General features: G+C 72.3%; 26 protein-coding genes and 1 tRNA gene. 18 read left to right on the top strand and 9 right to left on the bottom strand.

Translation table 11 applies throughout. The annotated features are described in order from the left end of the window. Positions 1–156 precede the first annotated feature (156 nt). Together QQY24_RS16575 and QQY24_RS16570 are read left to right on the top strand one after the other, a co-directional pair. Positions 157–702, top strand: a complete 546-nt coding sequence (locus tag QQY24_RS16575; RefSeq protein WP_301973466.1) for an SSI family serine proteinase inhibitor — start codon at positions 157–159, stop codon at positions 700–702. Between the two features lie 235 nt (positions 703–937). Next, complete coding sequence (locus tag QQY24_RS16570; protein ID WP_301973465.1) at positions 938–5,920, top strand: PAS domain-containing protein; 4,983 nt, start codon at positions 938–940, stop codon at positions 5,918–5,920. A gap of 108 nt (positions 5,921–6,028) precedes the next feature. On the opposite strand, the gene QQY24_RS16565 is transcribed toward QQY24_RS16570, so the two are convergent. Next, complete coding sequence (locus QQY24_RS16565; protein WP_301973463.1) at positions 6,029–6,610, bottom strand: TetR family transcriptional regulator; 582 nt, start codon at positions 6,608–6,610, stop codon at positions 6,029–6,031. 120 nt (positions 6,611–6,730) lie between these two features. Between QQY24_RS16565 and QQY24_RS16560 the strand changes: the two genes are divergently transcribed. Beyond that, the gene (locus QQY24_RS16560; protein WP_301973462.1) at positions 6,731–8,035 is read left to right on the top strand and encodes an MFS transporter; all 1,305 of its coding nucleotides are present in this window, start codon (positions 6,731–6,733) and stop codon (positions 8,033–8,035) included. 106 nt (positions 8,036–8,141) lie between these two features. Here QQY24_RS16560 and QQY24_RS16555 read toward each other — a convergent pair whose 3' ends face one another. Both QQY24_RS16555 and QQY24_RS16550 read right to left on the bottom strand, forming a co-directional pair. Next, positions 8,142–9,797, bottom strand: a complete 1,656-nt coding sequence (locus QQY24_RS16555; protein ID WP_301973461.1) for a long-chain fatty acid--CoA ligase — start codon at positions 9,795–9,797, stop codon at positions 8,142–8,144. Between the two features lie 299 nt (positions 9,798–10,096). Further along, positions 10,097–10,654, bottom strand: a complete 558-nt coding sequence (locus tag QQY24_RS16550; RefSeq protein ID WP_301973460.1) for a SigE family RNA polymerase sigma factor — start codon at positions 10,652–10,654, stop codon at positions 10,097–10,099. Positions 10,655–10,881: 227 nt separating this feature from the next. Here QQY24_RS16550 and QQY24_RS16545 point away from each other — a divergent pair, with 227 nt between their 5' ends. Beyond that, entirely contained in the window at positions 10,882–11,748 is an 867-nt protein-coding gene (locus QQY24_RS16545) for a bifunctional DNA primase/polymerase (RefSeq protein ID WP_301973459.1), read from the top strand. Between the two features lie 27 nt (positions 11,749–11,775). Here the strand turns inward: QQY24_RS16545 and QQY24_RS16540 are convergent, their stop codons facing one another. The 5 genes from QQY24_RS16540 to QQY24_RS16520 all read right to left on the bottom strand — a co-directional run bounded on the left by QQY24_RS16540 (position 11,776) and on the right by QQY24_RS16520 (position 15,778). After that, complete coding sequence (locus QQY24_RS16540; RefSeq protein WP_301973458.1) at positions 11,776–12,438, bottom strand: histone deacetylase; 663 nt, start codon at positions 12,436–12,438, stop codon at positions 11,776–11,778. 384 nt (positions 12,439–12,822) lie between these two features. Next, positions 12,823–13,416, bottom strand: coding sequence for a hypothetical protein (locus QQY24_RS16535; protein WP_301973457.1), 594 nt, complete (start codon positions 13,414–13,416; stop codon positions 12,823–12,825). Positions 13,417–13,476: 60 nt separating this feature from the next. Then, positions 13,477–14,406 (bottom strand): SUMF1/EgtB/PvdO family nonheme iron enzyme, encoded by a 930-nt coding sequence (locus QQY24_RS16530; protein ID WP_367658001.1) that lies wholly within the window; start codon positions 14,404–14,406, stop codon positions 13,477–13,479. A 49-nt stretch (positions 14,407–14,455) separates the two neighbouring features. After that, entirely contained in the window at positions 14,456–15,241 is a 786-nt protein-coding gene (locus QQY24_RS16525) for an aminotransferase class IV family protein (RefSeq protein WP_301973455.1), read from the bottom strand. Between the two features lie 153 nt (positions 15,242–15,394). After that, positions 15,395–15,778 (bottom strand): GntR family transcriptional regulator, encoded by a 384-nt coding sequence (locus QQY24_RS16520; RefSeq protein ID WP_301973454.1) that lies wholly within the window; start codon positions 15,776–15,778, stop codon positions 15,395–15,397. Between the two features lie 553 nt (positions 15,779–16,331). Here QQY24_RS16520 and QQY24_RS16515 point away from each other — a divergent pair. The 14 genes from QQY24_RS16515 (at position 16,332) to QQY24_RS16450 (ending at position 26,679) form a co-directional block, all read left to right on the top strand. Then, complete coding sequence (locus QQY24_RS16515; protein WP_301973453.1) at positions 16,332–16,601, top strand: DUF6284 family protein; 270 nt, start codon at positions 16,332–16,334, stop codon at positions 16,599–16,601. Then, complete coding sequence (locus QQY24_RS16510) at positions 16,598–17,044, top strand: Pycsar system effector family protein (protein WP_301973452.1); 447 nt, start codon at positions 16,598–16,600, stop codon at positions 17,042–17,044. Before QQY24_RS16515 ends, QQY24_RS16510 begins: the two co-directional genes overlap by 4 nt. After that, the gene (locus QQY24_RS16505) at positions 17,041–17,319 is read left to right on the top strand and encodes a DUF6303 family protein (RefSeq protein WP_301973451.1); all 279 of its coding nucleotides are present in this window, start codon (positions 17,041–17,043) and stop codon (positions 17,317–17,319) included. Before QQY24_RS16510 ends, QQY24_RS16505 begins: the two co-directional genes overlap by 4 nt. Continuing rightward, positions 17,316–18,173 (top strand): protein spdB, encoded by an 858-nt coding sequence (locus QQY24_RS16500; protein WP_301973450.1) that lies wholly within the window; start codon positions 17,316–17,318, stop codon positions 18,171–18,173. Before QQY24_RS16505 ends, QQY24_RS16500 begins: the two co-directional genes overlap by 4 nt. Next, complete coding sequence (locus tag QQY24_RS16495; RefSeq protein WP_301973449.1) at positions 18,173–18,508, top strand: RRQRL motif-containing zinc-binding protein; 336 nt, start codon at positions 18,173–18,175, stop codon at positions 18,506–18,508. The genes QQY24_RS16500 and QQY24_RS16495 overlap by 1 nt, the downstream gene beginning before the upstream one ends. Positions 18,509–18,589: 81 nt before the next feature. Beyond that, positions 18,590–20,770 carry a cell division protein FtsK gene (locus QQY24_RS16490; RefSeq protein ID WP_301973448.1) on the top strand — a complete coding sequence of 727 codons (2,181 nt, stop codon included), beginning with the start codon at positions 18,590–18,592 and terminating at the stop codon, positions 20,768–20,770. A gap of 141 nt (positions 20,771–20,911) precedes the next feature. Beyond that, positions 20,912–21,181 (top strand): hypothetical protein, encoded by a 270-nt coding sequence (locus QQY24_RS16485; protein WP_301973447.1) that lies wholly within the window; start codon positions 20,912–20,914, stop codon positions 21,179–21,181. Next, positions 21,178–21,372, top strand: coding sequence for a hypothetical protein (locus tag QQY24_RS16480; protein ID WP_301973446.1), 195 nt, complete (start codon positions 21,178–21,180; stop codon positions 21,370–21,372). Before QQY24_RS16485 ends, QQY24_RS16480 begins: the two co-directional genes overlap by 4 nt. Before the next feature lie 14 nt (positions 21,373–21,386). Then, positions 21,387–21,839 (top strand): hypothetical protein, encoded by a 453-nt coding sequence (locus tag QQY24_RS16475; RefSeq protein WP_301973445.1) that lies wholly within the window; start codon positions 21,387–21,389, stop codon positions 21,837–21,839. A 17-nt stretch (positions 21,840–21,856) separates the two neighbouring features. Continuing rightward, positions 21,857–22,111: a hypothetical protein gene (locus QQY24_RS16470; protein WP_301973444.1), complete on the top strand. Its 255-nt coding sequence runs from the start codon at positions 21,857–21,859 to the stop codon at positions 22,109–22,111. 90 nt (positions 22,112–22,201) lie between these two features. After that, entirely contained in the window at positions 22,202–23,089 is an 888-nt protein-coding gene (locus QQY24_RS16465) for a bifunctional DNA primase/polymerase (RefSeq protein ID WP_301973443.1), read from the top strand. A 3-nt stretch (positions 23,090–23,092) separates the two neighbouring features. Beyond that, complete coding sequence (locus tag QQY24_RS16460; protein WP_301973442.1) at positions 23,093–24,571, top strand: ATP-binding protein; 1,479 nt, start codon at positions 23,093–23,095, stop codon at positions 24,569–24,571. A 442-nt stretch (positions 24,572–25,013) separates the two neighbouring features. After that, positions 25,014–25,202: an AlpA family transcriptional regulator gene (locus tag QQY24_RS16455; RefSeq protein ID WP_086703718.1), complete on the top strand. Its 189-nt coding sequence runs from the start codon at positions 25,014–25,016 to the stop codon at positions 25,200–25,202. A gap of 61 nt (positions 25,203–25,263) precedes the next feature. Next, positions 25,264–26,679 (top strand): tyrosine-type recombinase/integrase, encoded by a 1,416-nt coding sequence (locus QQY24_RS16450; protein WP_301973441.1) that lies wholly within the window; start codon positions 25,264–25,266, stop codon positions 26,677–26,679. 135 nt (positions 26,680–26,814) lie between these two features. On the opposite strand, the gene QQY24_RS16445 is transcribed toward QQY24_RS16450, so the two are convergent. After that, a tRNA-Ser gene (locus QQY24_RS16445) sits at positions 26,815–26,901 on the bottom strand. Between the last annotated feature and the right edge of the window lie 44 nt (positions 26,902–26,945).

The raw sequence follows: 26,945 nt of genomic DNA, 5'->3' as shown, positions 1-26,945 counted from the left end.
GCGATCGGTGTGTGCAGATGATGACACAGACGAGCGCGGTGTCACCAATCGCCCCCCACGGTACTAGGCACGGGGGCGGGAGGGCAAAGGGCTTCACCCTCGCGCCGGCGCACGGCGGTACCGCAACGTCCGGCGGGCGCGGGCGTTGATCAGGGCATGGTTTCCCTCACGCCGGTCACGCCGGCCGTCCGAGTCCTCCGGACCCTTCGTGTCACCCGCGTCACCCAGGCCGTCCGGGCCGTCCCGCGGGCCGTCCTCGTGGCGTTCCTCGCCGCCGTCTCCCCCCTGCTCCCGCTCGCCGCCGTACCCGCGGCGGCGGCTCCCGCCGTGCCCCCGCCCGTCCGGCCCGAGGACCGCGGCGGCGACCACCTCACCGTCGTCGTCCGGTACGCCGGGCCGGGTCGCGACGGGACGTACGACGTGTCGTGCCACCCGGACACCGGCCGGCACCCGGACCTGGCGGGGGCCTGCCGGGTGCTCGACGCGCGCACCCGGTGGGGGCGGGACGCCTTCGCCCCGGTCGACCCCGGCAGCGTCTGCACGCTGCTCTACGGCGGCCCGGCCACCGCGCACGTCACCGGCACCTGGGCCGGACGCCCGGTCGACGCCACGTACGGCCGCGGCAACGGGTGCGAGATCGCCCGCTGGGACCGGATGGTGCCCTTCCTGCCGGACCTCGGCACGTCCGCGCGGCCCGCGTAGCCGCCCCGGACACCCCTTGACGGAACCGCCGGGGGCGTAAAGGTCCGGCGGAGGTCCCGGGGAGCGCGGAGGCATGCGGTCACATGTTCACCGTCACTTCGTCGTGCGACCTCCCTCTCATCCGCGTCCCGAGCGCAACCGCTGCCCTTAGACTCCCTCGCGTGACACGTCGCGGGCCGGTTGGCAAGATGGCCCGAGCGGTCGGCAAGGTGCGGTAACAGGGAGGAAGCGTCTCGTGAGCAGCAGGCCATCCCGAGGCGCTGCTCGCCTCGCAGCCATACTCGACGCGCTGCCCGACGCGTTGGTCCTGGTCAACGCCAACGGAACCGTCGTCAACGCCAACACCATCGCCCTGGAGGCCTTCGAGGCGCCGGGCACCGCGCTGGTGGGGCGCGGGCTGCTCGACCTGCTGCCCGAGTTCGACTCCCGGCTCATCCCCGGGTCCATGCGCCGGCCCGACCACATGGACCCGCAGGGGCGGACCAAGCCGACCCGGATGACCGCCCGGCGGACGGACGGCGGCGAGTTCCCGGTCGAGGTCACGAGCGCGAACCTGGAGAACGGCCAGCAGGCGTACGACGGTTACGGCTACACCGGCGACGAGCTGCTCATGCTCGTCGTCCGGGACCTGTCCGGGACCGTGGACACCGAGGCCGAGCTGGCCCGTTCGCAGCGGCAGACCGAGATGATCCTGCGCGCCGTGGCCGAGGGCGTCGTCGGCACCGACACCGACGGGCGCATCGTCCTCGTCAATCCGGCCGCCGCCCAGATACTGGGGTACCGGGCCGGTGAGCTGGGCGGCAAGGAACTGCACACCCTCATCCTGCACTCGCGCGCCGACGGCTCGCCCTTCCCGTACGACGAGTCCCCGCTCGCCGACACCCTGCGCTCCGGCCGCAAGCACCGGGTGCGCGGGCAGGTGCTGTGGTCCAAGCCCGGGGAGCAGGTGTCGGTCGACCTGACCACCGCCCCGGTGCGCGACGGCGACCAGCTCGTCGGCGCCGTCATGACCTTCACCGACCGGCGTCCCTACGACGCCCTCGCCGAGGAGAAGGCCGCCCTGGAGCAGGCGCACGCCGACGAGCTGGAGCGGCTCTCCGAGGAACACGCCTCCGACCTGACCGCCCTGCGCCAGCGGCACGTCGCCGAGCTGGAGGAGCTGCGCGAGGCGCACCGGGAGGAGCTGGCGGCCGGCGAGGAGCGGTACGCCGCGCTCGCCGAGCGGGAGAAGGACCGGTACGAGGCCCTCGCCGGACGGCACGAACAGCTGCTCACCCTCCTGGGACGGTCCCTGCGCGGCCCCCTGGACGAGCTGCGGCGCGAGCTGGCCGCCCTCGCCGCGGACGACGCCGGCCAGCTGTGGCCCGAGGCCAACCAGGTGCTGCACCACCTCTCGGCCGGCTACTCCCGCATCACGACCCTCATCGACAACGTCCTCGGCTACCAGCGGCTGGACACCGGCGCGGAGGACATCGCCCGTACGAAGGTGATGCTCGACGCCGTCGTCGCCGCCGGGGTGGACGGCGCCGTCGAGCTGATCGGACCCGGGCGGGTGCAGTTCGCCGTGCACGCGCCGCCCATCGAGGCCGAGGTCGACCCGCAGCGCCTCGCCACCGCCCTGGCGCACCTCGTCGCGGACGTGGCGGGGGTCGACGCCACCGGCAACACGCCCGTCTCCGCGGGCGGTTACCTGGACAACACCGTCGTCGTCGCGGCGGCGCAGCGCGGCGAGGTCGTACGCATCGAGGTGCGCGGGCCGTACGCCGGCGGGGACCCGGTGCACGAGCCGATCGTGCGCGGGATCGTGCGCGCCCACGGCGGTGTGCTGCAGACGCACGAGGTGCCGGGCATGAGCGGCAGCGCGTACGTCCTCGAAGTGCCGCTCGGCGGCGGGGCCGGGGCGGTCGCCGCCCGGATCCCGGACGTCGAGGAGGTCCCCGCCGAGGGTGCCGCTCCCGGCGCCGGTCCCGGCCCGGCCCCCGCCGAGCAGACTGGTGGCGGCGGGCGGCGGCGGGCCCGGAGGGGCTCCACGGACGCCTTCCTGGACAGCGGCCTCCCGGGTTCGGCCGAGTCCGGTGCCCCCGGCCGGGACGGCGACACGGAGGCGCCCGCACCGACCGGTCGGCGCCGCAGGCGTGGGGCGGCGGCCGGCGAGGCGGCGGCGCCGGTCGCGGCCGAGGAGGCGGAGGGACCGGGAGGCGCGGAGGGCGCGTCCGGGACGAACGGCGGGACCGGACGGCGGCGGGGACGGCCCGCCGAGATCGGCGCCGGGAGCGGTGCGGACGTCCCCGGCGGTGTGACCGAGGGCGCCGTGATGACCGCGGCCGAGCACGCCGCGGGGACGGCCGCCGCGGGCAACGGGCTCGGCGGCACCGTGCCTCCGCAGGGCGTGCCCGTGCCCACCGGGCGGCGGGCCCGGCGGGACTCCGGCGAGCCGCAGGCCGCACTGCCGCCCGCGCTGCCGGCGGCGGGCGCGGGACCGGCACCGGGCACGCAGCCCGTTCCCGCCGTGCAGCCCGCTCCGGGGACGCAGTCCGTTCCGGATGTGCCGCCCGTTACGGACGCGGAGTCCGTTTCCGGCGAGGACGCGCAGCCGACCGGGCGGCGCCGCCGTGCGCTGGCCGCCGCGGCCGAACGGGCCGCGGCGCAAGAGGCGGGCGCCCGCACGGTGTTCGCGCTCCCGCCCGCCGAGGCCGACCGCTCGCCCGGGTCCACGGATGCGGACACGGAGGCCGATGCGGCGGAGCAAGCGGCGGAAACGACGGAAGCGACGGAAGCGGGCTTCGGTACCGGCGCGGATGCCGGTGCGGGAGCGGATGCCGGTGCGGGTGCCGCCGAGGTGGTGGCGGGTCCGGGACCGCGTCCGGGTCCGGTCCCGGGGACTGGGCCCGCCGAGGGGCCGGGGGCCGCTCCGGGTGCTGTTCCGGGCGCCGCTCCCGCAGGGGGGCCGGGGACCGTCGCGGGTCCCGGTGCCGGGCCGGGCCGGATCACGGTGCCCGGGCAAGTGTCCGGGAGCGTCGCAGGGGTTCCCGGGGGCGCGGGCCGGCATGACGCCGTACCGCTCGACCAGGCCGAGGACCACACCCCGCCCCAGCCGCACCCCACCACCGCACCGACCGGCCGTCGGCGGCGGGCCGCGGCCCAGCCGGTGGACGGGCCGCAGGGTGCCGTCCCCGGCACGCCCGTACAGGGCGGACCGGCCCAGGCGGTTCCGGGCCTGGCGGTTCCGGGCCTGGCGGTTCCGGGCCAGGCTCCGGGCCGGACGGTTCCCGCGCAGGGCGGTCACGGGGCGCACGGACAGGTTCCGCAGGTTTCCCCGGCCGTTGCCGAGCAGCCGGTTCCCGGACACGGGATTCCGGCGCAGGGCACGGCCGGACAGGGCATCGCGGTCCCGGCCGCCCCGGTCCAGCCCGGTGCGGTGGCTCCCGGTGGTGTGGTCCAGAGTGCCCACGGCCGGCAGACGGCCGGCACCCACGCGGCCGTTCCCCCGCAGGGCGTCCCGGGCCGGCCGGTGCCCGCGCCCGGTCTGCCCGCCCAGGCGGCTCACGGCCAGCCCGGTCAGCCCGGCCGGTCCGACCAGCCCGTTCCTGTTCAGCCCCCGGTCGCACGGTCCACCCCGCCGGCCGGTGGCGCGGCGCCCGCCGGGACCCCCGCAGCGCCCGGCGCCGGCGCCCCCGTCCCGGTGGGGCCCCCGGCCGCGCGCCCGCCCGCCCAGCCGCTTCCCTCGGAAACGGCGACCGGTCAGGTGCCGCTGGGGCAAGCCGTACCGGCCCCGGGCACCCCCGCGGCTCCGGCACCCGGCACCCCCGCGACCACCGTCCCGCAGCAGTGGCCCGGCGCCGACGGCTCCTCCGGCGCGGGGATCCCCACGGTCCAGGCGGCCCCCGCCGCCCCGGCCGCGAACCCCCACGCCGACCCGGTGTCCCGGCCGACCCCGACCCCGCCCCCGGCGCACCCCGCCGGCACCGCCACGCCCCCGCCCACCCCCGCTTCCGGCACTCCGCTCCCCCCGGAGCACACCGACCGGCCGGCCCGGGTCGCGCAGCCCCTGCCCGCGGAGGCGGCCGGGGTCCCGGTCGATCCGAACTCCACGCAGGGGCGGGCGATCAGCGTGCGCACGCTGGGGCAGGGCGTGCCGTTCTCCCGGCAGGCCGCGCAGGTGCAGCAACCGACGGCCACCCCGCCCCCGCACGCACCGGGCGGTTCCGGCCGCCGCCGCAAGCTGGGCACCCCGCCCGACCCGGCCGCGCGCCCGGAGCCGCAGCCGGGGCAGCCGGTGCAGCCGGGGCGTCCGCACGCGCCGGGCGAGCCCGCGCCCGCGCAGCCGTCCCTGGCCGGGCAGCCCCGGCCCGTCCCGGGCACCGAGGGCGCCGGACGCTCGTACGCCATAGGGGCCCCGGACGCGAACGCCGCCGAGGGACCCGAGCCGCTGGACGGTCCCGGCGGGGCCGTCGAAGTCGCGGACACCCCGCGCCCGCAGCCGCTGGACGACGAGCTGCCCCCCGAGCCGCTGGACAACCCGCGCCGGCTGCTGGTGTGGCCCGCGCCGGACGTCATGACCCAGCAGGCGCTGAGCGACCGCGGTTACCGGCCCGTCGTCGTGCACTCCCGCGAGGAGGTCGACGCGCAGATCGCGGCCTTCCCCGCCGCGCTGTTCGTGGACCCGCTGACCGGTCCGATCACCCGGACGGCGCTGCAGTCGCTGCGTCAGGCGGCGGTCGCGGCCGAGGTGCCGGTGCTGGTCACGGCCGGCCTCGGGCAGGCGACGCGCGAGGCGGCGTACGGCGCCGATCCCGCCGTCCTGCTCAAGGCGCTGGCGCCGCGCGACAGCGAGCAGCACCCCTCGCGCGTCCTGCTGATCGAGGAACACGCGGAGATCGCGCTGGCGCTGACCGCCACGCTGGAGCGGCGCGGGATGCAGGTGGCGCGCGCGGCGAGCGGCGGGGACGCGGTGACGCTGGCGGGACAGTTCCGGCCGAACCTGGTGGTGATGGACCTGATGCAGGTGCACCGGCACCAGGCCGGGATCGTGGACTGGCTGCGTGCGAACGGGCAGCTCAACCGCACCCCGCTCGTCGTCTACACCGCCACCGTCGACTCCGCCGACCTGCCGCGGCTGGCCTCGGGCGAGGCGGTGCTGTTCCTCGCGGAGCGGTCGACCAGCGCCGAGGTGCAGAACAGGATCGTCGACCTGCTGGCGAAGATCGGTACGAACTAGCCGGGACCGGGCCGGCGGGGTCACCGGAACCGGGAGCACCGGGTCCGCCGGATGCCGGCGGACCTGCGGGGTCCCGCCGGGCCTGTCGGGCCTGTCGGGTCCGTCCGGCTAGCGCGCGACCAGTCTGCGGGCCGCCTCCTTGATCGAGGCTCGCAGGCGCTCGTGGTCGGTGTCCTCGGTGCCCGCCAGGATGCGCCGCATCTGCGGGACGACGGCGGTCCAGTTGGCGAGGGAGACCAGGAGGAGGAGGAGGTCGCCGGGCGGGATCGCGTCGGTGATGACGCCCCGGGCCTGGCCGTCCGCGATCGCGGCGATCTTGCGGGCGTAGTGGTCCTGGCGCGCCGCCTCGTCGGGGAGTTCGGCGGTGCCGTACTCGACGCCCTCCCAGAAGAGCAGGCGCAGCAGTTCGGGGTGGGCGGCGTGGTAGTCGATGAGCCGGTCGATCCAGCCCTCCATGTCGTCCGGGTCGACGGGGACGGCCGCGGCCATGTCCACCATGGAGCGGCCCAGGACCTGCGTGAACAGTTCGGCCTTGTTGCCGAAGTAGGCGTAGATCAGCTGCTTGTTGGCCTTGGCCGCGGTGGCGATGCGGTCGATGCGGGCGCCCGCGATGCCGTGCCGCGCGAACTCGGCGACCGCCGCCTCGAAGATGCGGGCCCTGGTGGCCCCGGGGTCCCTGACTGCTGCCATGGGACCAGGGTAGCGCCTGTAACCAACCGTTTGGTTGACAATGAATTCCGACGCGGTGCACGCTGTTGAACCAACCAACCAGTTAGTTGCGAGAGTCGGCCCGAAGGAGTACCACCGCTCATGCCGTCAGCGAACACCACGAACGAGGCCCACGGGGCCGGGGGGACCACCGGGGCCTCCGAGGCGTCGGCGTCCTCCGCGGCCACCGCGGCCCCGGAGACGACCGGGGCCCGCGGGCCGTCGCCCTCCGCCCGCGGACGGGCCGCCGCCGGCCGGCTCTTCCTCCCGCTCATCGTCGTCTGCACCGCCGTCACGGCCGCCAACATCTATCTCGCGGCCCCACTGCTGCCCCTCATCGCCCGCGACTTCGGCACGGTCCCCGCCGCCGTCGCCTGGATCGCCTCCGTCGCGCAGTTCGGGTACGCGACCGGTCTGCTCTTCTTCGCCCCGCTCGGCGACCGCGTCGACCGGCGCCCGCTCGTCGCCCTGCTCTCCGTGGCCACGACGGCCGCGCTGGTGCTCGGCGCGGCCGCGCCCGGCACCGCCGCCCTCGCGGCCGCTGTCTTCGTGGCCGCCGCGGCGACCGTCATCCCGCAGCTGCTCGTCCCGCTGGTCGCCGAACGCGCCCCCGCCCATCACCGGGCCCGCCACGTCGCGGCCGTCATCGCCGGACTGTTCACCGGCATCGTCGCGGCCCGTGTCGTCGGCGGACTGGCCGGTCAGGCCTTCGGCTGGCGGTGGGTCCTCGCGGGCTCCGGTCTGCTGACCCTGGTCCTCGGCCTGGCCACCGCCCTCGTCCTGCCCAGGGAACGGCGCCCCCGCACCGGCCCGCTGTTCGCCGGCCTGGCCGCCCTGCCCGGACTCGTGCGCCGCTCGCCCGACCTGTGGCGGGCGTGCGTGCGGCAGGGCGGGATGTTCGGCGCGTGGAGCGCCCTGTGGACCTCGCTCGCCCTGCTGCTGACCGGTCCGGCGTACGGCCTGTCCACCGCGACCGCGGGCCTCTTCGGCCTCTTCGGCCTCACGGCGACCGCGGTGGCACCGCTCGCGGGCGGCCTGGTCGACCGCTTCGGCGCCGGGAAGGTCGTACGGCACGCGTACCTGCTCGCCGCCGTGTCCGTGCCGCTGTTCTGGCTCGGCGGGCACGCGCTGACCGCGCTGTTCGCCGCCGCCGTGGCCATCCACGCCGCCCTGGTCGCCTCCCACGTCGCCAACCAGACCCTGGCCCTGACGACCACCTCCGCCCCGGCCACCGCCAACACCGCCTACGTCGTCGCGGGCTTCACCGGCGGCGCCCTCGCCTCCGTCCTGGCCGGCCTCGCCTACACCCACTGGGGCTGGAGCGGGGTCAGCGTGGTGGCGGGCCTGTGGCTGGTGCTGGGCTGGACGGCGACGGCCGTCCCGGTGGGGCGTGCGGTACGCCGGTGAGGACGGCCGCCCGGTGACGCCCGGCCCGCCACCGGCCGGGGACCGGCGGCCGCGGGCCCGGCCGTCGACTGCCGGCCGCCGGTCCCCGGCTGCCGGCCTTCGGCCGTCAGAGGGTGGTGACGTCCAGTCCGCCCTCCGCGTACTGCCTGCGCAGCACCTTCTTGTCGAACTTGCCCACGCTCGTCTTCGGGACGGACTCGATGATCGTCCAGCGCTCGGGGAGCTGCCACCGGGCGATGTGGCCCTCCTCGGCGAGGAAGGCCCGCAGGGTCCGGAAGTCGGCGGTCGCGCCCTCCCTGAGGACGACCGTGGCCAGCGGGCGCTCGCCCCACTTCTCGTCGGGCACGGCGACCACGGCGGCCTCGGCCACGTCCGGGTGGGACATCAGCGCGTTCTCCAGTTCGACCGAGGAGATCCACTCGCCGCCCGACTTGATGACGTCCTTGGCACGGTCGGTGAGGGTGAGGAAGCCCTCGGGGGTGATCGTGCCCACGTCGCCCGTCTTCAGCCAGCCGTCCTCGCTGAACTTGTCGGCGGGCCGCAGGGGTTCGGCGCCGGGGCCGTTGTAGTAGGCGCCGGCGATCCAGTTGCCGCGCACCTCCAGCTCGCCCGCCGACTCGCCGTCCCAGGGCAGGCGTTCGCCGCCGGGGCCGGTGAGGCGCGCCTCGACGCCGGCCGGGAAGCGGCCCTGGGTGAGGCGGTAGGCGAGCTCCTCCTCGGTGCCGACCGCGTGGGCCGGCGGACGGGCCACCGTGCCCAGCGGGGAGGTCTCCGTCATGCCCCAGGCATGGCAGACCCGCATGCCGAGCCGGTCGAAGGCCTCCATGAGGGAGGGCGGGCAGGCCGAGCCGCCGATGGTGACCTGGGTGAGGGAGGAGACGTCGCGCGGCCTGCCCGTCAGCTCGGCGAGCAGTCCCTGCCAGATGGTGGGGACGGCGGCCGCGTGCGTCGGCCTCTCCCGCTCGATCATCTCCGCGAGCGGGGCGGGCTGCAGGAAGCGGTCCGGCATCAGCAGGTTGACGCCGGTCATGAACGTGGCGTGCGGCAGGCCCCAGGCGTTGACGTGGAACTGCGGGACCACGACCAGTGAGGTGTCCTGGTCGGTCAGGCCCATCGACTGGGTCATGTTGACCTGCATGGAGTGCAGGTAGATGGAACGGTGGCTGTAGATCACGCCCTTGGGGTCGCCGGTCGTGCCGGAGGTGTAGCACATGGCGGCGGCCTGGCGTTCGTCCAGCTCCGGCCAGTCGTAGGTGGTGGGCCGGCCGACGATCAGCTCCTCGTACTCGTGCACCCGCGCGGTGGCGCCCTCCAGCGGGGCACGGTCGCCGGGGCCGGAGACCACGATGTGCTCCACCGTCGGCAGCTTGGACAGCAGGGGGGCGAGCAGGGGGATCAGGGAACCGTTGAGGATGATCACACGGTCGGCGGCGTGGTTGACGATCCACACCAGCTGCTCTGCGGGCAGCCGCAGGTTGAGCGTGTGCAGCACCGCGCCCATGGAGGGGATCGCGAAGTACGCCTCGACGTGCTCGGCGTTGTTCCACATCAGGGTCGCGACCCGGTCGTCGTCCCGGACGCCGAGCTCGTCCCGGAGGGCGTTCGCCAGCTGCACCGCCCGCGCGCCCGCCTCGGCGAAGCTGCGCCGCTGCGGCTCCGCCTCCCCGGTCCAGGTGGTGATCCGGGACCGCCCGTGCACCAGCATCCCGTGCGTGAGAATGCGGGTGACGGTCAGCGGTACGTCCTGCATGGTGCTCAGCACGGCGGTCCTCCCGGGGCGGCGTTGCCTGCGCGGTGGCAAGGGTCGGCCTGATTCTGCGCACATACCGCTCGGTATGTCACTAGCGGGAGGAAAACTCGGCCCGTCCGCCGACCGGCGACCGGCGACCGGCGAGGGGCGTGCGACGAGGGGTGACCGGTGTCCGACGCCCGACCCCTGGCGGCCGACGCCGCGTGCGGCGTGGGGCGTGGGCGTGGGGCGTGCGTGGGACGTACGGCATCCGGCGCGAGGCGTCCGGCGGCGAATCGGGCACCCCGGGGACCGCCCGTGCCGCCGGGACGCTACCTCACCACCACCAGCTCGGGGTCCTCGCGCAGTTTGCCGAGCGCACGCGACACCGCCGACTTCACCGTGCCCACCGAGACGCCGAGCACCTCGGCCGTCTGGGCCTCGCTGAGGTCCTCGTAGTACCGGAGGACGACCATCGCCCGCTGCCGCGCGGGCAGCCTGGCGATCGCCCGCCACATCGCGTCGTGCAGCGCCTGCCGCTCGGCCGGGTCGTCCCCGCCGGGCACGGGTTCCGGTTCGGGCGGCTCGTCGCAGACGAACTCGTCCACCCTCCGCTTGCGCCACTGCGAGGTGCGCGTGTTCACCAGCGCCCGGCGCACGTAGCCGTCCAGCGCCCGGTGGTCCTCGATGCGCTCCCAGGCCACGTACGTCTTGGCCAGCGCGGTCTGCAGCAGGTCCTCGGCGTCGCACGGGTTGGCGGTCAGCGAGCGCGCGGTGCGCAGCAGGACCGGCTGGCGGTCCCTGACGTACGACGCGAAGGACGGGTACGGGTGGGCCTGCCGCGCCGGTGCGGCGGCGGCCGAGGCGCTGGTGCAGACGGGTGCGGTCATGGCTCCACGCTAGGAGCGCGGGCCGCCCCGCGGATCGGCCGCAGGTCCCGAAGCGGGGTCCCCCTCAGGTTGTACGGGTGGGGCCGTCTCCACCTCCTGAAGGTGGAGCACGGGTGGACGCGCGTCCGGGTCCGACCCCGGGAGCCGCCCCCGGGACTCCCTCCCCGAGGCCGCCGCCCGTGGCCGCCCCTCTTCCCTTTTTCGAACACGCATACGAACATGGATCCATGGCCACCCCCGACCGGCAGGCCACGACGCTGGCCCTCGCGCACGCCCTGTCAGCCGCCGAACGCGGACTGGCCGTCATCCCCCTGTCCCGGACGAAACTCCCGGCCCTGCGTTCCCCGCACCGCGACGACCCCGGCCCCACGCCCTGCCACGGCGAATGCGGCCGCTTCGGCCACGGCGTGCACGACGCCTCGACCGACCCCCGCCGCATCCGGGAGCTGTTCGCCGCCGCGCCCCGGGCCACCGGGTACGGCATCGCCTGCGGACTGCCCCCGCACCACCTCATCGGCATCGACCTGGACACCAAGACCGGCACCGACTCCTCGGCCGCGCTGCGCGAACTGGCCCTGCGGCACCTGTTCACGATCCCGGAGACGGTGGTGGTGATCACTCCGAGCGGAGGCCGCCACCTGTGGCTCACCGGCCCGCCGGACGTCGTCGTCCCCAACTCGGCCGGCCGGCTGGCCCCCGGCATCGACATCCGGGGCGCCGGCGGCTACCTCGTCGGCCCCGGCTCCCGCACCGACCACGGTGCGTACACCGCCGTGTCCGGCACCGCGCGCCTCGCCCCCGCAGCCTGCCCGCCCGCCCTGCTGCGGCTCCTGCTGCCCGCGCCCCGCACCGCGCCCCCGGCGCCACCGCGGCCCGGCGACCACGGCGGGGGCCTGGTCCACTTCGTCCTGGCCGCGCACGAGGGCCAGCGCAACACCCGCCTGTTCTGGGCCGCCTGCCGCGCCTACGAGAACGGCCTCGGCCCCGCCCTGCTCACCCCCCTGGTCGAGGCGGCCCGCACCACCGGCCTGACCGAACGCGAAGCCCGGGCGACCATCGCCTCGGCGGCCCGCATGACCGGCCACCGCCCCTGAGAGCCGGGGCGCCCGGAGCGCACCCGGTCACCCGAGCACGAGGCGGGCAACGGCCCGGGCCGACCAGTGGCCGGCGGCACCCGGGCAGGCGGCCACGTAGGCGGCGACCGCTTCCAGGTCCCAGGCACCCGCCGACAACAGGCCGGAGGCGAGGAAGCGCACGTACGCGGGCGAGGGGGAGAGCCAGGGGACGTCGTCCACCCCCCACGGCGCGGTGAAGGTCAGGACCGGGAGGCCGTCGATCCGCCCGGCGCACACCAGGGTCTCGTAGCGGCCGCCGCCCAGCACGGCCCGGCCGCTCGACAGGACGCCCTCCAGGTCCAGCGGTTCGCCGGGCTCCCGGTACATCTCCTGGGCGGCGATGTCGGAGAACTGGCCGGCCGTCACCAGGTGCGCCCTCGCCATCACGCGCCCGTCGGCCCGCGGGTCGTAGAAGGCCCTGCCGCCTCCCCACACGGCCGAGCGGGTGGCGAAGTACATCGCGCCCGCCAGCTCCACGGGAATCGACCGGGTGGGCATCGCCCGGTTCCGGCACCCCGGGTACCCCCTCGCCGCCCCGGGTGATCGGCCCCCCAGGACGTAGTCGGCGAGCCGGTCCAGGTGCGTGTTCGAACCGTAGGAGGTGTACCAGACCCGCTCGGGACGGCGGTCGCCGGGCAACGCCGGGTCGATGACCGGTAGGACCTTCACGATTGACCGCTCCTGACCGGACCGCGGGTGCCGGCGGGAAGACGCGGCCCCCTCGGGCGGGGGACATCGGGCACCGGAACGGCCCCCGACCGGGTAACCAGGTCGGGGGCCGTTCTCACTTCCCCTGCTCATCGCGCGGAGGCGGTGGGATTTGAACCCACGGTGACATCGCTGCCACGACGGTTTTCAAGAGCGTCAAGCGCGCCGCGCTAACGCGCTGGTCAGGGGCCGGTTCAGCTCCCGCGAGCGGACATCTGGCCCACACATGGCCCATGAGTCCGGGGGTTAACCCCTCGCGGGGCCGTCTGCTGAGGTCACGCCACGCAGCGGAACGCGGTGTCGTCGTGCATCGTGTTGGTGGCGGGGTTGGGCGGTCCATCCAGCTCAACCCCCCTGCCCTGAGCGTCGTGCCGCCAGAATATCCGCCTGGTTCCGCGCAATAGTCTCTCGCACGAAATTGTCACGGCCGCGAACCAATCTCTTCGCCTGCTTTGACAAAGTGGCACGCTTGCCCACTTTCCATTTCGGCGTGAGCGCGTATCGCAACGGCACGTCCAAGAATCCGCTCGCCAACCTCAGCACCGCCTTTGTACTATCTCGCGCATACTGCTCGGCTGCGGGGCTCTCACCCATCGTCTCTCGCGCATAATCGACCACGACGACCGAAGCGGCGACCATGCCGCGCGTCACTCCCAGACCTATAGATAGGAGATCCCTAACGGGCTTACTGGCCCAGTCGCCCACTAGAAGGTGCTGGTTGCTATATTTAGCGAGGTCTTCATCCAACTCTCGCAGCAGTGAGTTCACGTCCCACACTGTCCCGAGCCTGTACGGGGCCGTTCGATACTTAGCTTCCAGGTAGGCCAACTGAGCAATCTGCTCGTCCCGCTCGCGAGCCACTCGCAAAAGACGCTCTTTACGTCGTTCAGTCCAGGGCTTCGCTGTTAACTCAACGAGAATGGATACTGCTGCGGCCACGCCAGCACTGGCCGAAAGGGTACTCCAGGATATAGACAAGTGACCCTTCCCCTATCGAATTCAAAAGCGCATTTGCTCTGGTGTCGCCACGCAGCGGAACCCTGTGTCGTCGTCGTGCATCGTGTCGTCGGCGTCGTTGGGGACCGCCGGCACACCTCTGAACAAGGGGCTCGTGAAGGCACTGCCACGGAGTTCGTACCGCCCGGGTGTGGTCGGTGTCGCGAGCCACTCCCACACGTTGCCCACCATGTCGTAGACCCCGTAAGGCGAAACGCCGCTGTGATACCGAGAGACTGACGTCGTGTGCTCCACGCCGGTCTCCCGGACATTGCACTTTGCGGCAGTCTTCTGGTCACCCCACGGGAAGGTGCGGCCAGAAGTGCCACGTGCCGCTTTCTCCCACTGCTCCGCTGTCGGCAGCGACTTCCCCGCCCATGTCGCGTACGCCTGAGCGTCTCGCCAAGTCACGTGTACGACAGGGTGGTCGTACAGGTGCCGGGGACATCGGCCGTTCTCCCAGTGCTCAGGTACAGGGTGCCGAGTGGCCGCACAGAATCGCGCGTAGTCGGCATTGGTGGTCGGGAACGTGTCTATGTGGAACTCGTCCACCCACACGGGGTTATCGTCCTCCCCAGACAGGAAAATTCCCTCTGGGACGTAGGCCATGAGCTTCCCGTCGCCAGGATGCTTCACGTACTCGCCACTGCTCGTGTGGTCGGTGTCAGGCTCGATGATGGCGTGGGCAGGGACGTCGTCCACCGACAAGATGCCGACGAAGCGACCTTGGGCGTCCTTATCTGCCTTGGCAAGCAGCGTGTCTAAGGCGGCTTGGTTCACCATGCGAAGTGTGGCCCGTTCGCCGTCTGCCTCCCAGCGGGAGACGATGCGATCGGACACCCCGAGCTTCTCGGCGAATTCCATAAGGCTCATGCGTACGGCTTCACGCAGCGCCTTGACTTCGCGTCCGGTCCATTTCGTAACGAGTGGCATGGGCTACCTCTGTCGTGAGTCGCCGCCCCCGATGGGGCAGCGGCACGCGTTACAGGCGCTCGCCGGGAATGCCGACGTAGGCGTCACGCAGCGCTGCGAGCACGGGGTGGTCATGTGGGAACTGCACGTCATCGAGCGCGCTGACTGAACGCACGCCGATCGTTACGTTCGTCGCGAACGCGGCTGCCATCTTCGGGACGTCGGCGAGCCGCACCGGAGCCGTAATCTGCTTCGGGGTATCGAGGCTTCGCAGCAGCATCATCGTTGTGCCCGGGAGCACAGGGGCTTCCGGCCAGATGACCGTGCCGTCCTGGTCGACGAAACCGAGGTTCCACGTGCCGCCCTCGGAGATCCGACCGTCCGGCTCGACAAACACGGCGTCATCGAATCCGGCGAGCTGGGCGTCACGGCGAAGCCGGAGCTGCGGGTGAAGGCCGATGTGCTTCACCTGCGCGTTGTCGCGGGTGAAGGTGAAGGTCTTGGCCGTAAGGGGCGGCGGCGGCATGGCGCCCCCAGGTCGCAGGTTGACCAAGATGTGCGGGTCCTTGGCGTCGCTAGGGCGCCCCATGTCGATCCCGGGATCGAAGACGGTGACGCGGAGGCCGGCGACCCCGGTGACGCCGTCGGCTGCCTTCCGGATGTAGTTCAGCGTCCGCTCTCGGTCCAACTCGACACCGAAGACGATGCGGCAGTCGCGCACCAAGCGGTCCAGATGGAGCGACAGGCCCCGGACTGTGCCGTCCTCCAGCCGCATTGACGTGAAGTGCCCGTAGTTCGTGAGGGCAAGGCTCTGTAGATCGTCGAGGGTGGCGGGTTTTCCGTTGAGTTCGGCCATACAGCCAGTCTTGCAGCCGAGCAGGCTGTGCCAACACCCCACCCTGCGGCCAAAGTTCGGATTAGTTCGGTGCGGGGGCAGGGGAAGTACGTACTCACCGCGCGCTCACCGGGACACGCTTAGAGCATGACGACGAATGCACCGCGAGAGACGCTAGGCGCCAGACTTGCCCTTGGTGGGGCCGACGACCGCCTCAAGCTGCTTGACGCGCTCGACGAGGCCGGCAAGCTCGGTCGAGACGCGCGCGACCTCAGCTTGTAGCTCGGTCAGGCGCTGCGCTGCCTCACGGGGGCTCTGCTCACCCGGGGCGGGATCGCGGACGTAGGTGCCGCTTCCGGAGACGCCTTCAACCAGCCCCTCTTCCTGGAGCTGGGCGTAGGCGTTCTGCACCGTCATCAGAGCCACGCCGAGTTTCTTGGCGTAGGCCCGCGCGCCGGGCAGGCGGTCCCCGGGACCGAACGTCCCTGCGGCGATCTCGTCTCTGATTCTGCCTGCGATCTCGCGGGCGTTGGGCTTCCTCTTCGGCTGTGAGTCCACCCCAAAAGCGTACTTGACCTAGGTCGCTCGCGATCGGGACGCGAGACCACTTGACGACCAAAAGCGACCTAGGTAGCTTTCTCTTCATCGGCAAGCGACCTAGGTCGCATTGCTGAAGGTCATTGACCTGCACGAATGCACGGGGCGGGGACGCTGCAATCCCGCTAAAGGCCAGGTGGAACAGGGCTTCGGCCCGTACTGGCGAGGTGGCCCGGTGACCGCGAGCAACGGCCGGAGAGTGGGGACGCGATCCCCCTTGCAGTGCTTCACCACTGTTGACCTCGCCGAAAGGACTCCTGATGTACCGACGAAAACCCTGAGCGCCACCGTTACGGACCGGTCGGCGGCGCCTGGACAGCAAACACGGTCCACCACGGCTCGCAGCACGTCACGTTGCGGCCGGCTGCCTCTCCCGCCCGTCCGTCCGCGCACTGCGCGACGACGTACGGGCGGGAGCGCGGGGAGCCGGAACCGACTCCAACGGCAAGCGGCTCCCGGGGGGCATCCCGGGAGCCGCGTTCGGGCCGTTCCACGCTGAGAGGAACACGACCCAATGAACGACATCGTCACACTTCAGGACGCTGTTACCGCGTTCGCTCCGTGGATGGAGCCGACGGACGCGGAGCTGGACGCGATCGAGCAGGAGATGCCCGTCATCCTGGCGGACGTCGACCTGTTGGACGCGCACATCGTTACCCTGGACCGCACCCCGAGCGAGCTGGACGAGCGGCGTATCCGCCGGGCTCGACGCCGGGCGCTCGCCGCCCGGGTCGCGCTGGTCAACCGCGCGGCCGGTACGAGCCTGCCCGGGGGTGCCGCGTGAGCACCGCGACGGAGAAGAACTTGACCGCCGCGCACGCTGAGGTGAAGGCGGAGATCGCGCGGACGGACGCGAAGACGGCGCTGCTGCTGGCGTTCGTCGGTGCCGTCCTCGCCGGTGCCTGGACGGTCGCCCGCGACCTGCCGCTGAACACGGCCGCATGCATCGTCGGCGGTGCCGGCATGGGGGTGCTGGTCGCCGCGGCCGGTCTGCTGCTGCGGGCGGTTCGCCCGCAGCTCGGTCCGCACGGCTTTCCGCTGTGGGCCACCCTCACGGCTGAGGAGATCACGGCGGCGGTCGACCGGGACATGGCTGCCGACATTGCCGGGCTGTCCCGGCTGGCGGTCGCAAAGTTCACCTGCCTGCGCCGCGCGGTCGACCTGATCCGCGCCGGCGGGCTGCTGCTCATCCTCGCCGCGCTGATCACGGTGGGGGGTGCGCTGTGAACAAGCTGACCGCGCAGATGTCGGGCGACGGCGGACAGTGGCGCCTGTACGTCGTCCTGTACGGCGAGAGCGAGTGGCCCACCGTCCGGTTCGAGTCCGGCCCGGTGCCCACCGGAGCGGACCGCCGGGACGCCCTGGCATCCCTCGGCTACGAGGTGGCGCCCGGTGCCGAGTGGTCCTGGATCGAGGACAGCCAGAAGCCCTTCGACGACAGCACCCCGGTCGTCCTGATCGCGACCGTGGACGTGCGCGAGCAGGAAGGAGCCACCGAGTGAAGGCCAAGACCGTTCTTCCGGCTGTCGCGATGACGGCCGTGTCGATGGTGCTCACCCTCGCGGTGGTGATGATGTGGCTGGGGGCGGCGGTGCCGTGGCCGGTCGCCCTGGTCGTCGGTCTCGGCATCGACGGCGGATGGCTGGCCACCCTCGCCTACGAGCGCCGCCTCGCCGCGCAGGGCGACCACAACCGCGCCGTAACGGCGGTGGGCTGGTCCTTCGGCATCCTCGCCACCGGCGTCCTGGTCGCGCACGCCCTGACAGTTGAGCACTCCGCCGGCGCGTGGCTGGCTGTGGCGTGGCTGCCGATCGCGGCCAAGGCCCTGTGGCTCGTGCACAGCCTGTGGGAGCGCACCGCGCTCACCCCGCTCGCGTTGGACGCGATCCGGGGCATCCAGCAGGAGGCACGCGACGAAGCGGCCGTGGCCCGTGCCCGGCTGCGGGCGGAAGCGGCCACCGAGGAGACGCGGCTGACGGCCGTGACGGAAGCCGGCGCCCGCGTCGCACGCGTCCAGGCACAGACCGCGCAGACCCTCGCGGGGGCGTGGTCGACGCTGGAGACCGCCCGCAAGGGCGAGGAGACTGGCAGGGCCCTGACCAGCGTGACGGCCCCCGTCACGCCCGGCGTCACACCCCGCTGGGAACTCCCGGTGTGGGGGCCGACCGAGCAGGTTCCGGCGCTGGAGACGGGGGCGCCCGCGCTGTCGGATGACGCGCTGGACACGCTCGTGCACGACATCCGGCACAGCCAGACGCCGCCCTTGTCGTACCGCGACATGGCCGCCCGCTTCCGCGCCGCCGGCCACTCCGCATCTGAGGTCCGACTTCGGGCCGCGTGGAAGCGCGTCGCCTGATGTCCACGCTGCCGGTCTACCGGTGGCGCATGGCCCCGGACGGCTACGCCACCCGCCGCCAACTCCGCGCCCGTGGCCTGCGGCCCGGCGGCCAGGACGTGGCCGCACAGCTCGAACGGCCGCGCCGCCGCCGGGCCCCGCTGGTCGCCTACCTCTACCGCATCGACCTGGCCAAGCCGGTCCGTCCCATGACCCCGGCCCGGTGGGCGGCGCTCGCCAAGGCCAACGCCGCCCGCCGCACCTGCCCCGCCTGCGGTCGTGACGCCGGATACGTCATCCCCGTGTCGCTCGGCACGTGCGTGCCGTGCGCCTACCCCGAGCAGTACGCCGCCTGAACTCCCGGCGGGGCCCGTCCGCCCACCTCCTACAGCGACGGACCGGGCCCCGCCTTCCCTCTGCGAGAGAAGGAAGTCTCAGTGAAGCATCCCGACGACGACCACGAACTGTTCAACCGCCTGGAAGCCGAAATGGCCGCCGACCACGGCGCCGACGTGGTCGACCTGGACAAGGCCCGCGCCGCCCGCGAACCGGCCCCCGCCACCGCGCCGGAGCCTGAGCCGGCCGACCCGGACACGCCGCTCATGGTCGACCAGCCCGCCCCCGCGGCTACCGGTCCCGGCTACCTCGGTCGGCTCGCCGGCGCCCGCCGCCGCGCGGTCGTGCCGGTCTGGCTGAAGTCCGCGGCGGAGCTGCGCACCGCGTCCGCGTGGGTGGCACGCCACTACGCCCACGCCGCCGGCTACCACGCGCTCCGGGCCCCGGTCTACGCCGCCCGCCTCGCCCTTCAGGCACCGGCCGGCGCCGCGAAGGTGGTCGGGGGCACGATGCGGTGGGTGGCCGACCGCGAGGGCGAACCGGTCCGGCTCGCCGCCGTGCGGCGTGAGGACGCTGCCGAGTACCTGAAGCTGTCGCGGCAGCGTGATGGACGGGTCCGGCTGCGGACCCTGGTCGCCGCGCTCGCCGCGCTGGTCGGCTCTGGTCTGGCGCTCGCCATCTATGTGCTGGCGCCCGACTGGCTGCAAGCCGTGTCCGTGGGTGCGGTCGTCCTCGCCCTGGGGGCGGCCGGCCGCAGGGCGGACGCCCCGGTCGTGCACCGGGCGGTGGAGCTGCCCAAGGCGACCAAGCTCACCAGTGACATCGTCCTGCGGGCGCTCGGGGCGCTGGGGATTCCTGCGATCACTCAGGCGCAGGGCAAGGGGCGGGACGGGTTCGAGTTCACCGCCCCCATCACCCGCGACGGTCCCGGCTGGCGTGCGGAGGGCAACTTGCCCTACGGCGTGACGGTGACGGACATCATCGAGCGCCGGGAGCGGCTCGCTTCCGGTCTGCGCCGCCCGCTCGGGTGTGTGTGGCCCGAAGCGGTGCCGGATGAGCACACCGGGCACCTGGTGCTGTGGGTCGGGGATCAGGACATGTCCAGGGCGTCTCAGCCGGCGTGGCCGCTGCTGAAGTCCGGCAGCGTGGACCTGTTCAAGCCGGTCGCCTACGGCACCGACCAGCGCGGCCGGTGGACCGAAGTCACGCTCATGTACATCGCGGGCGTCATCGGCGCCATCCCGCGCATGGGCAAGACGTTCCTCCTGCGTTTGCTGCTGCTGATCGCGGCGCTCGACCCACGCGCTGAGCTGCACACCTACGACATGAAGGGCACCGGCGACCTTGACCCGGTGGGCAACGCGGTCGGCTACCGGCACGCCGCCGGCGACGACGACGAACCCGTGCAGTACGCCCTGGATGACTTCCGGGCCCTGCGCGAGGAACTGCGCCGGCGCACGAAGGTGATCCGCTCCCTGCCCCGGGACATCTGCCCGGAGTCCAAGGTGACCAGCGCCCTGGCCGACAAGCGGTCGTTGGGGCTGCACCCGATCGTGGTCGGGGTGGATGAGTGCCAGGTCCTCTTCGAGCACCCCGAGCACGGCAAGGAGTTCGAGGAGATCATCACCGACCTGGTCAAGCGCGGCCCCGCCACCGGCATCGTGGTCCTGCTGGCCACGCAGCGCCCGGACGCCAAGTCGCTGCCCACCGGCATCTCCGCGAACGCATCGGCCCGGTGGTGCCTGAAGGTGATGGGCCAGTTGGAGAACGACATGGTGCTGGGCACCTCCGCCTACAAGCGCGGGGTGCGGGCAACCATGTTCGCCTGGGGAGACAAGGGCATCCACTACTTCGTGGGTGAAGGCTCCGACGCCCGTATCGTCCGCTCCGTCTACGTCGACGCGGGCGGCGCCGAAGCCATCGCCGCCCGCGCCCGCCGCGTCCGCGAGAAGGCCGGACTGCTCGCCGGCCACGCCCTGGGAGAGGCACCGGAGCCGACCACGGCCGCCTATGACCTGCTGGCGGACATCCTCGCCGTGGTCCCGGCCAAAGAGGCCAAGGCGTGGTCGGAAACCATCGTGGCCCGGCTCGCGGACCTGCGCCCCGAGGTCTACGACGGATGGGACCCCGACGCATTGGCAGCCGCGCTCAAGCCGCACGGCGTGTCCACGATTCAGGTGGGGCGCCGTGTGAACGGCAAGGTCGTCAACCGGCGCGGTGTCGACCGCTCCCACATCACCACCGCGATTGCGGAGCGTGAAGGAAAGCGGGACGCGGGCTGACGCTCCGGGGCCGCTAACGATAGCGGCACCCCTCGCTAACGTTAGCGGCCCCGCTAGCACCCGAAACCGCCTCTGATCAGGCCGCTAGCGGATAGCGGCCCACCTGCGCAAACCCCAAAAACCCGCCAGGAAGGGCCCCACGTGACCCCCGCCCTGCTCGCTATCGCCTGCCTGCTCGCCGTCACCCTTGGTTACGTCGGTGTGTGTGCGGTGTCGCCGTTCGGTGACTGCCGCCGCTGCCGTGGCATGGGCCACGCGCTCAAGACGGACCGCAAGGGACGCATCAAGCGCGGCAAGGACTGCCGCCGCTGCCACGCCACCGGCAAGCGCATCCGTACCGGCCGCTGGCTCTACAACCGCTGGGCGCGCATCTACCGCGCCGGCACCGACACCCCGGAAGGGTCCCGATGATCCTCAACATCTCCGCCGTGCTGCTGTTCGGCGCCGCCTCCGTCTTCGCGGTCAAGACCAAGTACGCCGGCGGCGGCGCCGCGCTCGTGCTGTTCCTGTTCGGGTTCTTCGCCGCCGGCACCGGCGCCTACGAGCCCATCCACAACCTCGTGCAGGCATCCGCCGACGCCCTGTCCGCCCTCGGCAACTGAAGGGAACCGCGACCATGAACGAACACACCACCCACCGGACCGCGCCCCTCGTGGTGCACCAGCCCACCCCGATCAGCCCCGCCGTTCACGCGGCGCCGGTCGTTCCCGTCCAGCCGGGCCACATCCCGGCCGTGGCGAGCGTCGTCTTGCCGGACGGCCGTGTCGTCACCGGCTACGCCGTGGCACCGGCTCAGCCGGAGCCGTTCGCCGCTAAGCCGGCCGTGTCCCGCACGGCGGTGAACATCGCCCTCGGGGGCGTCGGGTTCCTCGCGGTGTGCGGCGGGCTGCTGCTGCTCACCTCGTTCATCGCAGCCCTGACCGCGTTCATCGGACAGCTGATCATCCTCGCCACCGTGATCTTCGGCGGATGGATCGCTGTGCAGGTGTTCAGCACGAGCGGCCACCAGGGCCGGACCACGGTCAACATCCGTAAGGCCGTGATCAAGCGGAACAAGTTCTACGGCTAACGAGGGGACCTACATCCGTGATTCGACTCCGTATCAAGGTCACCTACTGCCCTCGCCGGGCCCTGGCCTTGTCCGACACCCCTCGCCCCGATTGCCCCCACTGCGACGGAGTGGGCGGCATCGCGCGCGACTACGGCGACCATAACGGCGAGTACGCCGGCACCGACTGGGAGCCCTGCCCCTGCTGGACGCAGTGGGCCATGACTCTCCTGCCCCTGCCCCGCTGGCCGCGTCGCACCCCGCCCGGCTACAGCGACGAACCGCCCTTCTAGCTACGCCAAGGGCGGCCCCTCCCTCTCTCCAAAGAAGCGGGGCCGCCCTTGTCCACCTGCCAATCACTTGACCTGTGGAGGTCTCCAAGCATGACGCAACCGACCCTGATCCGGCGAGGGCGTGACGGCGTGAGCGCGCTCTCCGACCCCTTGCCGACTGCGCTGGCGCTGGCCGCTGCCGGCGTGCCGGTGCTGCCCCTGCGCCGGGGCAAAATCCCGTTCGGCAACTGCCCCGCCTGCGCGGGCAACACGTGCGGCGGCCGGCCGAACATGAAAACCCCAGGGCCCTGCGACTGCCCCGGGGTCTGCCACGCGTGGGCCGCCGCCACCACCGACCCGGCGGTCATCGTCTCGCCCCCGTGGGCGGCGGCGTGGCAGCGTGCCGTCTGCGTCGCCTACCACCCCGGCGCCGCCGGGCTAACCGTGGTCGACCTGGACGACGCGGACGCCATCGCGTGGGCCCATACCGCCCTGCCGGCCACCCGCACGGTGGCGACGACGCGCGGTGAACACTGGATCTACCGGGGCGTCATGACCTCACACAACGCGGTGCGCCCCGGTGTCGACATCAAGTCGTCCATGTCCTACGCCCGCTACCTCGGGCCCGGCACCGGCCACCTGGTCGACCTGCCGGACGCCGTGCGCGCGCTCGCGGTGAAGAAGCCTTCCCCGGCCCGGCCGGCACCGCCCGCCGGCGCCGTGCCCTCACGGGCCGGGGAGGGAGAGTGCCGGCACCGCACGCCCGCCTACCTGGAACGCGGCATCGCGATGGCCGAACAGCGCATCACCGAGGCGCGCAGCGCGGTTCACGCGACGGTGTACCGGACGTTTCTCGCGGTGCTGTCCACGCACGGCCGGTGCGCCTGCCTCACCGACGCTCACGTGGCGCGGCTGTTCGCTGCCGCGCAGACCAAGGGCGAGACGGCCCGGCACTGCTCGGACGCGTGGGCCAACGCCCGCGCCACGTTGGGGCTGTGAGCCATGTCCGAGGACGACAAGACTCCTGCCCGCGATGTCATCGCGGATTACGCCCAGTCGCATTTCCGGTACTTCCGCACCGCTGACGGGACCGTGTACGCGCAGAAGAACGGCCACCCCGTGGCCCGCCCGATCCGCTCCCAAGGCACCTCGGGCAGCCACCGGCAGGAACTTATGGTCGGTCTCTTCCGCGACGGATACGGCGTCTTCAACGGCACCGCCTTGAAGGAGGCACTCGACTTGATCGAGGCACTCGCGCTGAGCCAGGACGTACAGCCCGTGCACATCCGCGTGGCGCCGGGGTTCGACGGGGCAACGTGGCTGGATTTGGGACGCGACGACGGACAGTCGGTCCGCATCCACCCCACCGGCTGGGACATCCGCACCCCCGACCCGGCAGAGGTGTGCTGGCGCCGCACGCAGCTCACGGGCGAATTGCCCATGCCGGCCAAGGACACCGACGGCAAGGGCATCGATCTCCTGCTCAGGCTGTGCAACTTCGCCAACGCGGAGACCGAATGCCTGGCCATCGCGTGGCTGATCGGCTGCCTGGGACCGTCCGTGCCCGTCCCCGCCCCGTTCCTCACCGGCCCCCAGGGAGCAGGCAAGTCCACCGGCGGGCGGATGCTCGTACGGATCATCGAGGGCATGAGCGGGGACCTGCGCCGCGCGCCGAAGGACGAAGAGAACCTGATCGCGGCCGTGGCCGCCGGATGGGTCACCGCCCTGGACAACCTCTCCCACCTCGCCCCGGACCTGTCCGACGCGATGTGCTGCATCGTCACCGGCGCCGAAACCGTCAAACGCGCCCTGTACACCGACGGGGACGTGGTCCGGGCCCGCTACCGCCGCCCCCTGCTGCTCACCGGCATCGACGTCGGGGTGATCCGGCCCGACCTTGCCGAACGGCTCCTTCCGCTGCGCCTGGAACGTCCCAGCGTCCGGCGCACCGAAGCGGAACTGTGGGCCGAATACGCACAAGCCCTGCCCATCATCCTCGGCTCCCTGCTCGACCTCACGGTCAAGGTCCGCGCGGCAGAAGCGGACATTCCGACCGACCTGCGGATGGCCGACTTCGCGCACCTGTGCGCGCAGCTCGATGCGGCCACCGGGTTCGGGGCGCTCGCCGCCTACCGCGCCAGCCTGGACGACCTCAACGACGACGTGATCGAGGGCGACCTGTTGGCGCAGACCGTCCTGAAGCACGCCGCCGGCATCGCTCCGGGGACGGAAGAGCGGATGACGTCTGCCGAGTGGCTGCACGCCCTCACGGGCCTCTACAGCGGCGAGGACTGCCGCCCCCTTCCAAAAGGCTGGCCGACCACCGGCAAAGTCCTCTCAGACCGCCTCAAGCGCCTTCAGCCCACCCTCGCCGCCCGGGGCGTCCTCATCGACTGGGGACGCACCAAGGCGGCCCGGTACATTGAGATGGCCCGCCCCCCGGCCCCGCCGCCCACGCACGAGCAGGAACCGGCGTTCTGACCGCCGACACAAGCAAGAGGAGCACCCCGGGCCGGCGTGCTCCTCTTGCTGTTCGGCGGCGGCGCCGCCCTGCGATGGTCGCGCCGCGAAGCGGCTCCTTCTTCACGCCCTGAGCCGCACTACAACAGACACCACCCCCTCTCTTGTCCGAAGGAAAGAGACGCTGCGTCACCTGCGTCACCCACGAACGGCAAACACCCCGTGACCTGCTGCGAGAGCGGTGACGCAGACGGACGGCGAGTGCGTCACCCCGCGTCACCCACGTCACCGGGGGACGGAAGCCTGCGTCACCGGTGACACACCCCAAAACGCCCTGCGTCACTCAAACACGCAGGTCAGCCCCCTGAATGACGCAGATGACGCGGTGACGCAGAAATCCGTACCTCGGACACCCCCCGGAAGTCCACCCCTCCCCGGCGAACCCTGAAAAGGAGTCTTTGCCTTGGCTGGCACCAAGATGCTCAAGCTCCCCGAAGTCCTCGAAGAGATCGAGATGAGCCGCGCCGCCTTCTACCGCATGCGCGCCCGCGGCAAGGCTCCCAAGCTCATCAAGCTCCCGAACGGACAGCTCCGCTGCCGCCGCAGTGACCTTGACGCGTGGTGGGAGCGCTGCGAGCAGCACGCCGCGTAAAATCCGACCGCTTCACCGGGGCCCGCGCTGAGCGCGGGCCCCTCATTTTGCTTGGAGACACATGCTGACGTACGACGTCGATATCTGGTCTATCCGCAAGCGTGCCGGACGCCCCAAGCCGTGGGAGCTGCGTTGGCGAGTGGGCGAGCGACCGCACTCGCGCAGTTTCAAGCTCAAGCCGCAGGCTGACGGCCGACGGGCGGAACTGATGGCCGCGCTACGCGACCGCCAGCAGTTCGACGAGGAAACGGGGCTCCCTGCGAGCGAACTCGCCTCGCGCACTTCCCCGTCCTGGTATGAGCACGTCACGGGATACGTGCTCATGAAGTGGCCGCGTGCCGCCGCTAAGCACCGTGCGAGCATCGCGGAGTCCCTGGCCGTTGTCACCCCCGCGCTTGTCACCAGCAAGAGGGGAGCGCCGGGCCCGGCGGTCCTGCGCGCCGCCCTGTACCAGTGGGCTTTCCGCGCGGTCCGCTCCCCCGAGGGCGCTTGGGTGCAGCGCCATACGGTAGAGGAGCCACCGGAGGACGTACGCGCCGCCTTGGAGTGGATCGCCGCGCACTCCATCAAGGTCAAGGATCTCGAAGACCCCGCGCTACTACGGCCGGCGCTGGAAGCCCTGTCACTCCGCCTGGACGGGGGCAAAGCTGCTGAGAACACGGCCAGGCGTAAGCGCATGGTATTGAGCAACGTGCTGCGCTACACGGTGGAGGAAAAAGGGCTGCTCACCGCCAACCCTCTCCCACGCGTCGACTGGACGCCTCCCGAGAGCGATGACGAGATCGATTTCCGGTACGTACCGGACCCTGCCTTGGCGCGGTCGCTGCTCGGGGCTGTTCGTGACTCCGGGCCACGTGGTGAGCACCTGCACGCGTTCTTCGGGTGCCTCTACTACGCGGCCATGCGGCCCGGTGAAATTGTCGCGCTCAAGGAATCGGACTGCACCTTGCCCCCCAATTCGCCCGAGACCGTGAACGAGTGGGGAGAGCTGCTGCTGGGGGAGAGTCGCCCGGAAGTGGGCGGTGGGTGGACGGATGACGGGACGTCGTACGAGACGCGCGGGCTCAAGCGACGAAAGCGCGGTGCGACGCGACCCGTGCCTATCCCGCCCGTCCTCGTGCATCTGCTCCGGGAGCACATCAGGCGCTACGGCACGGCCGATGACGGCCGGCTGTTCCGAGCTGCCAAGGGCGGGCGCGTCCCGTCAACCGAGTACTGCGACATCTGGGAGAGAGCGCGGAGGGCGGTGCTGTCCCCGCGCGAGGTCGAATCAGACCTTGCGGCCGTGCCGTACTCCCTCCGTCACGCGGGCGTTTCCCTGTGGATCAAGTCGGGGGTGGACCCGGCGGAGGTCGCCGCTCGCGCCGGCCACAGCATCGCTGTGCTGTACCGCTTCTACGCGAAGATCCTTAAGGGCGGTCAGCAGCACTCAAACGACCTGATCTCTCGCGCCCTAGAAGAGGGGGACGCCCCCTGATCCTGGCCCACAGATGGCCCATACGCCCTGGTCAGCTCTGGGATACAGGCGAGAAAGGGTGAGACAGGCCGCGCGCAGAAGGGGTGCCCCGTGACCCGGGACACCCCTTCTGACCTGCAACATCTATGACCTGCGCGGAGGCGGTGGGATTTGAACCCACGGTGACATCGCTGCCACGACGGTTTTCAAGACCGTTCCCTTAGGCCGCTCGGGCACGCCTCCCCGCGCCTGCCGGAGACCGGCGGCGCGCGTACAGATTACCGGCA

The sequence above is a fragment of the Streptomyces sp. TG1A-8 genome, from assembly GCF_030499535.1.
Classification (GTDB): Bacteria; Actinomycetota; Actinomycetes; order Streptomycetales; family Streptomycetaceae; genus Streptomyces.
The sequence above is the reverse complement of the archived record's forward strand: the minus strand, read 5'-3'. Positions and strand labels throughout refer to the sequence as shown.

Bases quoted from the DNA above. Each gene is read 5' to 3' on its own strand.
- QQY24_RS16575 (WP_301973466.1), top strand. From the start codon at position 157: ATGGTTTCCCTCACGCCGGTCACGCCGGCCGTCCGAGTCCTCCGGACC.
- QQY24_RS16565 (WP_301973463.1), bottom strand. From the start codon at position 6,610: ATGGCAGCAGTCAGGGACCCCGGGGCCACCAGGGCCCGCATCTTCGAG.
- QQY24_RS16560 (WP_301973462.1), top strand. From the start codon at position 6,731: ATGCCGTCAGCGAACACCACGAACGAGGCCCACGGGGCCGGGGGGACC.
- QQY24_RS16550 (WP_301973460.1), bottom strand. From the start codon at position 10,654: ATGACCGCACCCGTCTGCACCAGCGCCTCGGCCGCCGCCGCACCGGCG.
- QQY24_RS16545 (WP_301973459.1), top strand. From the start codon at position 10,882: ATGGCCACCCCCGACCGGCAGGCCACGACGCTGGCCCTCGCGCACGCC.
- QQY24_RS16530 (WP_367658001.1), bottom strand. From the start codon at position 14,406: ATGCCACTCGTTACGAAATGGACCGGACGCGAAGTCAAGGCGCTGCGT.
- QQY24_RS16525 (WP_301973455.1), bottom strand. From the start codon at position 15,241: ATGGCCGAACTCAACGGAAAACCCGCCACCCTCGACGATCTACAGAGC.
- QQY24_RS16515 (WP_301973453.1), top strand. From the start codon at position 16,332: ATGAACGACATCGTCACACTTCAGGACGCTGTTACCGCGTTCGCTCCG.
- QQY24_RS16495 (WP_301973449.1), top strand. From the start codon at position 18,173: ATGTCCACGCTGCCGGTCTACCGGTGGCGCATGGCCCCGGACGGCTAC.
- QQY24_RS16480 (WP_301973446.1), top strand. From the start codon at position 21,178: ATGATCCTCAACATCTCCGCCGTGCTGCTGTTCGGCGCCGCCTCCGTC.
- QQY24_RS16475 (WP_301973445.1), top strand. From the start codon at position 21,387: ATGAACGAACACACCACCCACCGGACCGCGCCCCTCGTGGTGCACCAG.
- QQY24_RS16465 (WP_301973443.1), top strand. From the start codon at position 22,202: ATGACGCAACCGACCCTGATCCGGCGAGGGCGTGACGGCGTGAGCGCG.
- QQY24_RS16460 (WP_301973442.1), top strand. From the start codon at position 23,093: ATGTCCGAGGACGACAAGACTCCTGCCCGCGATGTCATCGCGGATTAC.
- QQY24_RS16450 (WP_301973441.1), top strand. From the start codon at position 25,264: ATGCTGACGTACGACGTCGATATCTGGTCTATCCGCAAGCGTGCCGGA.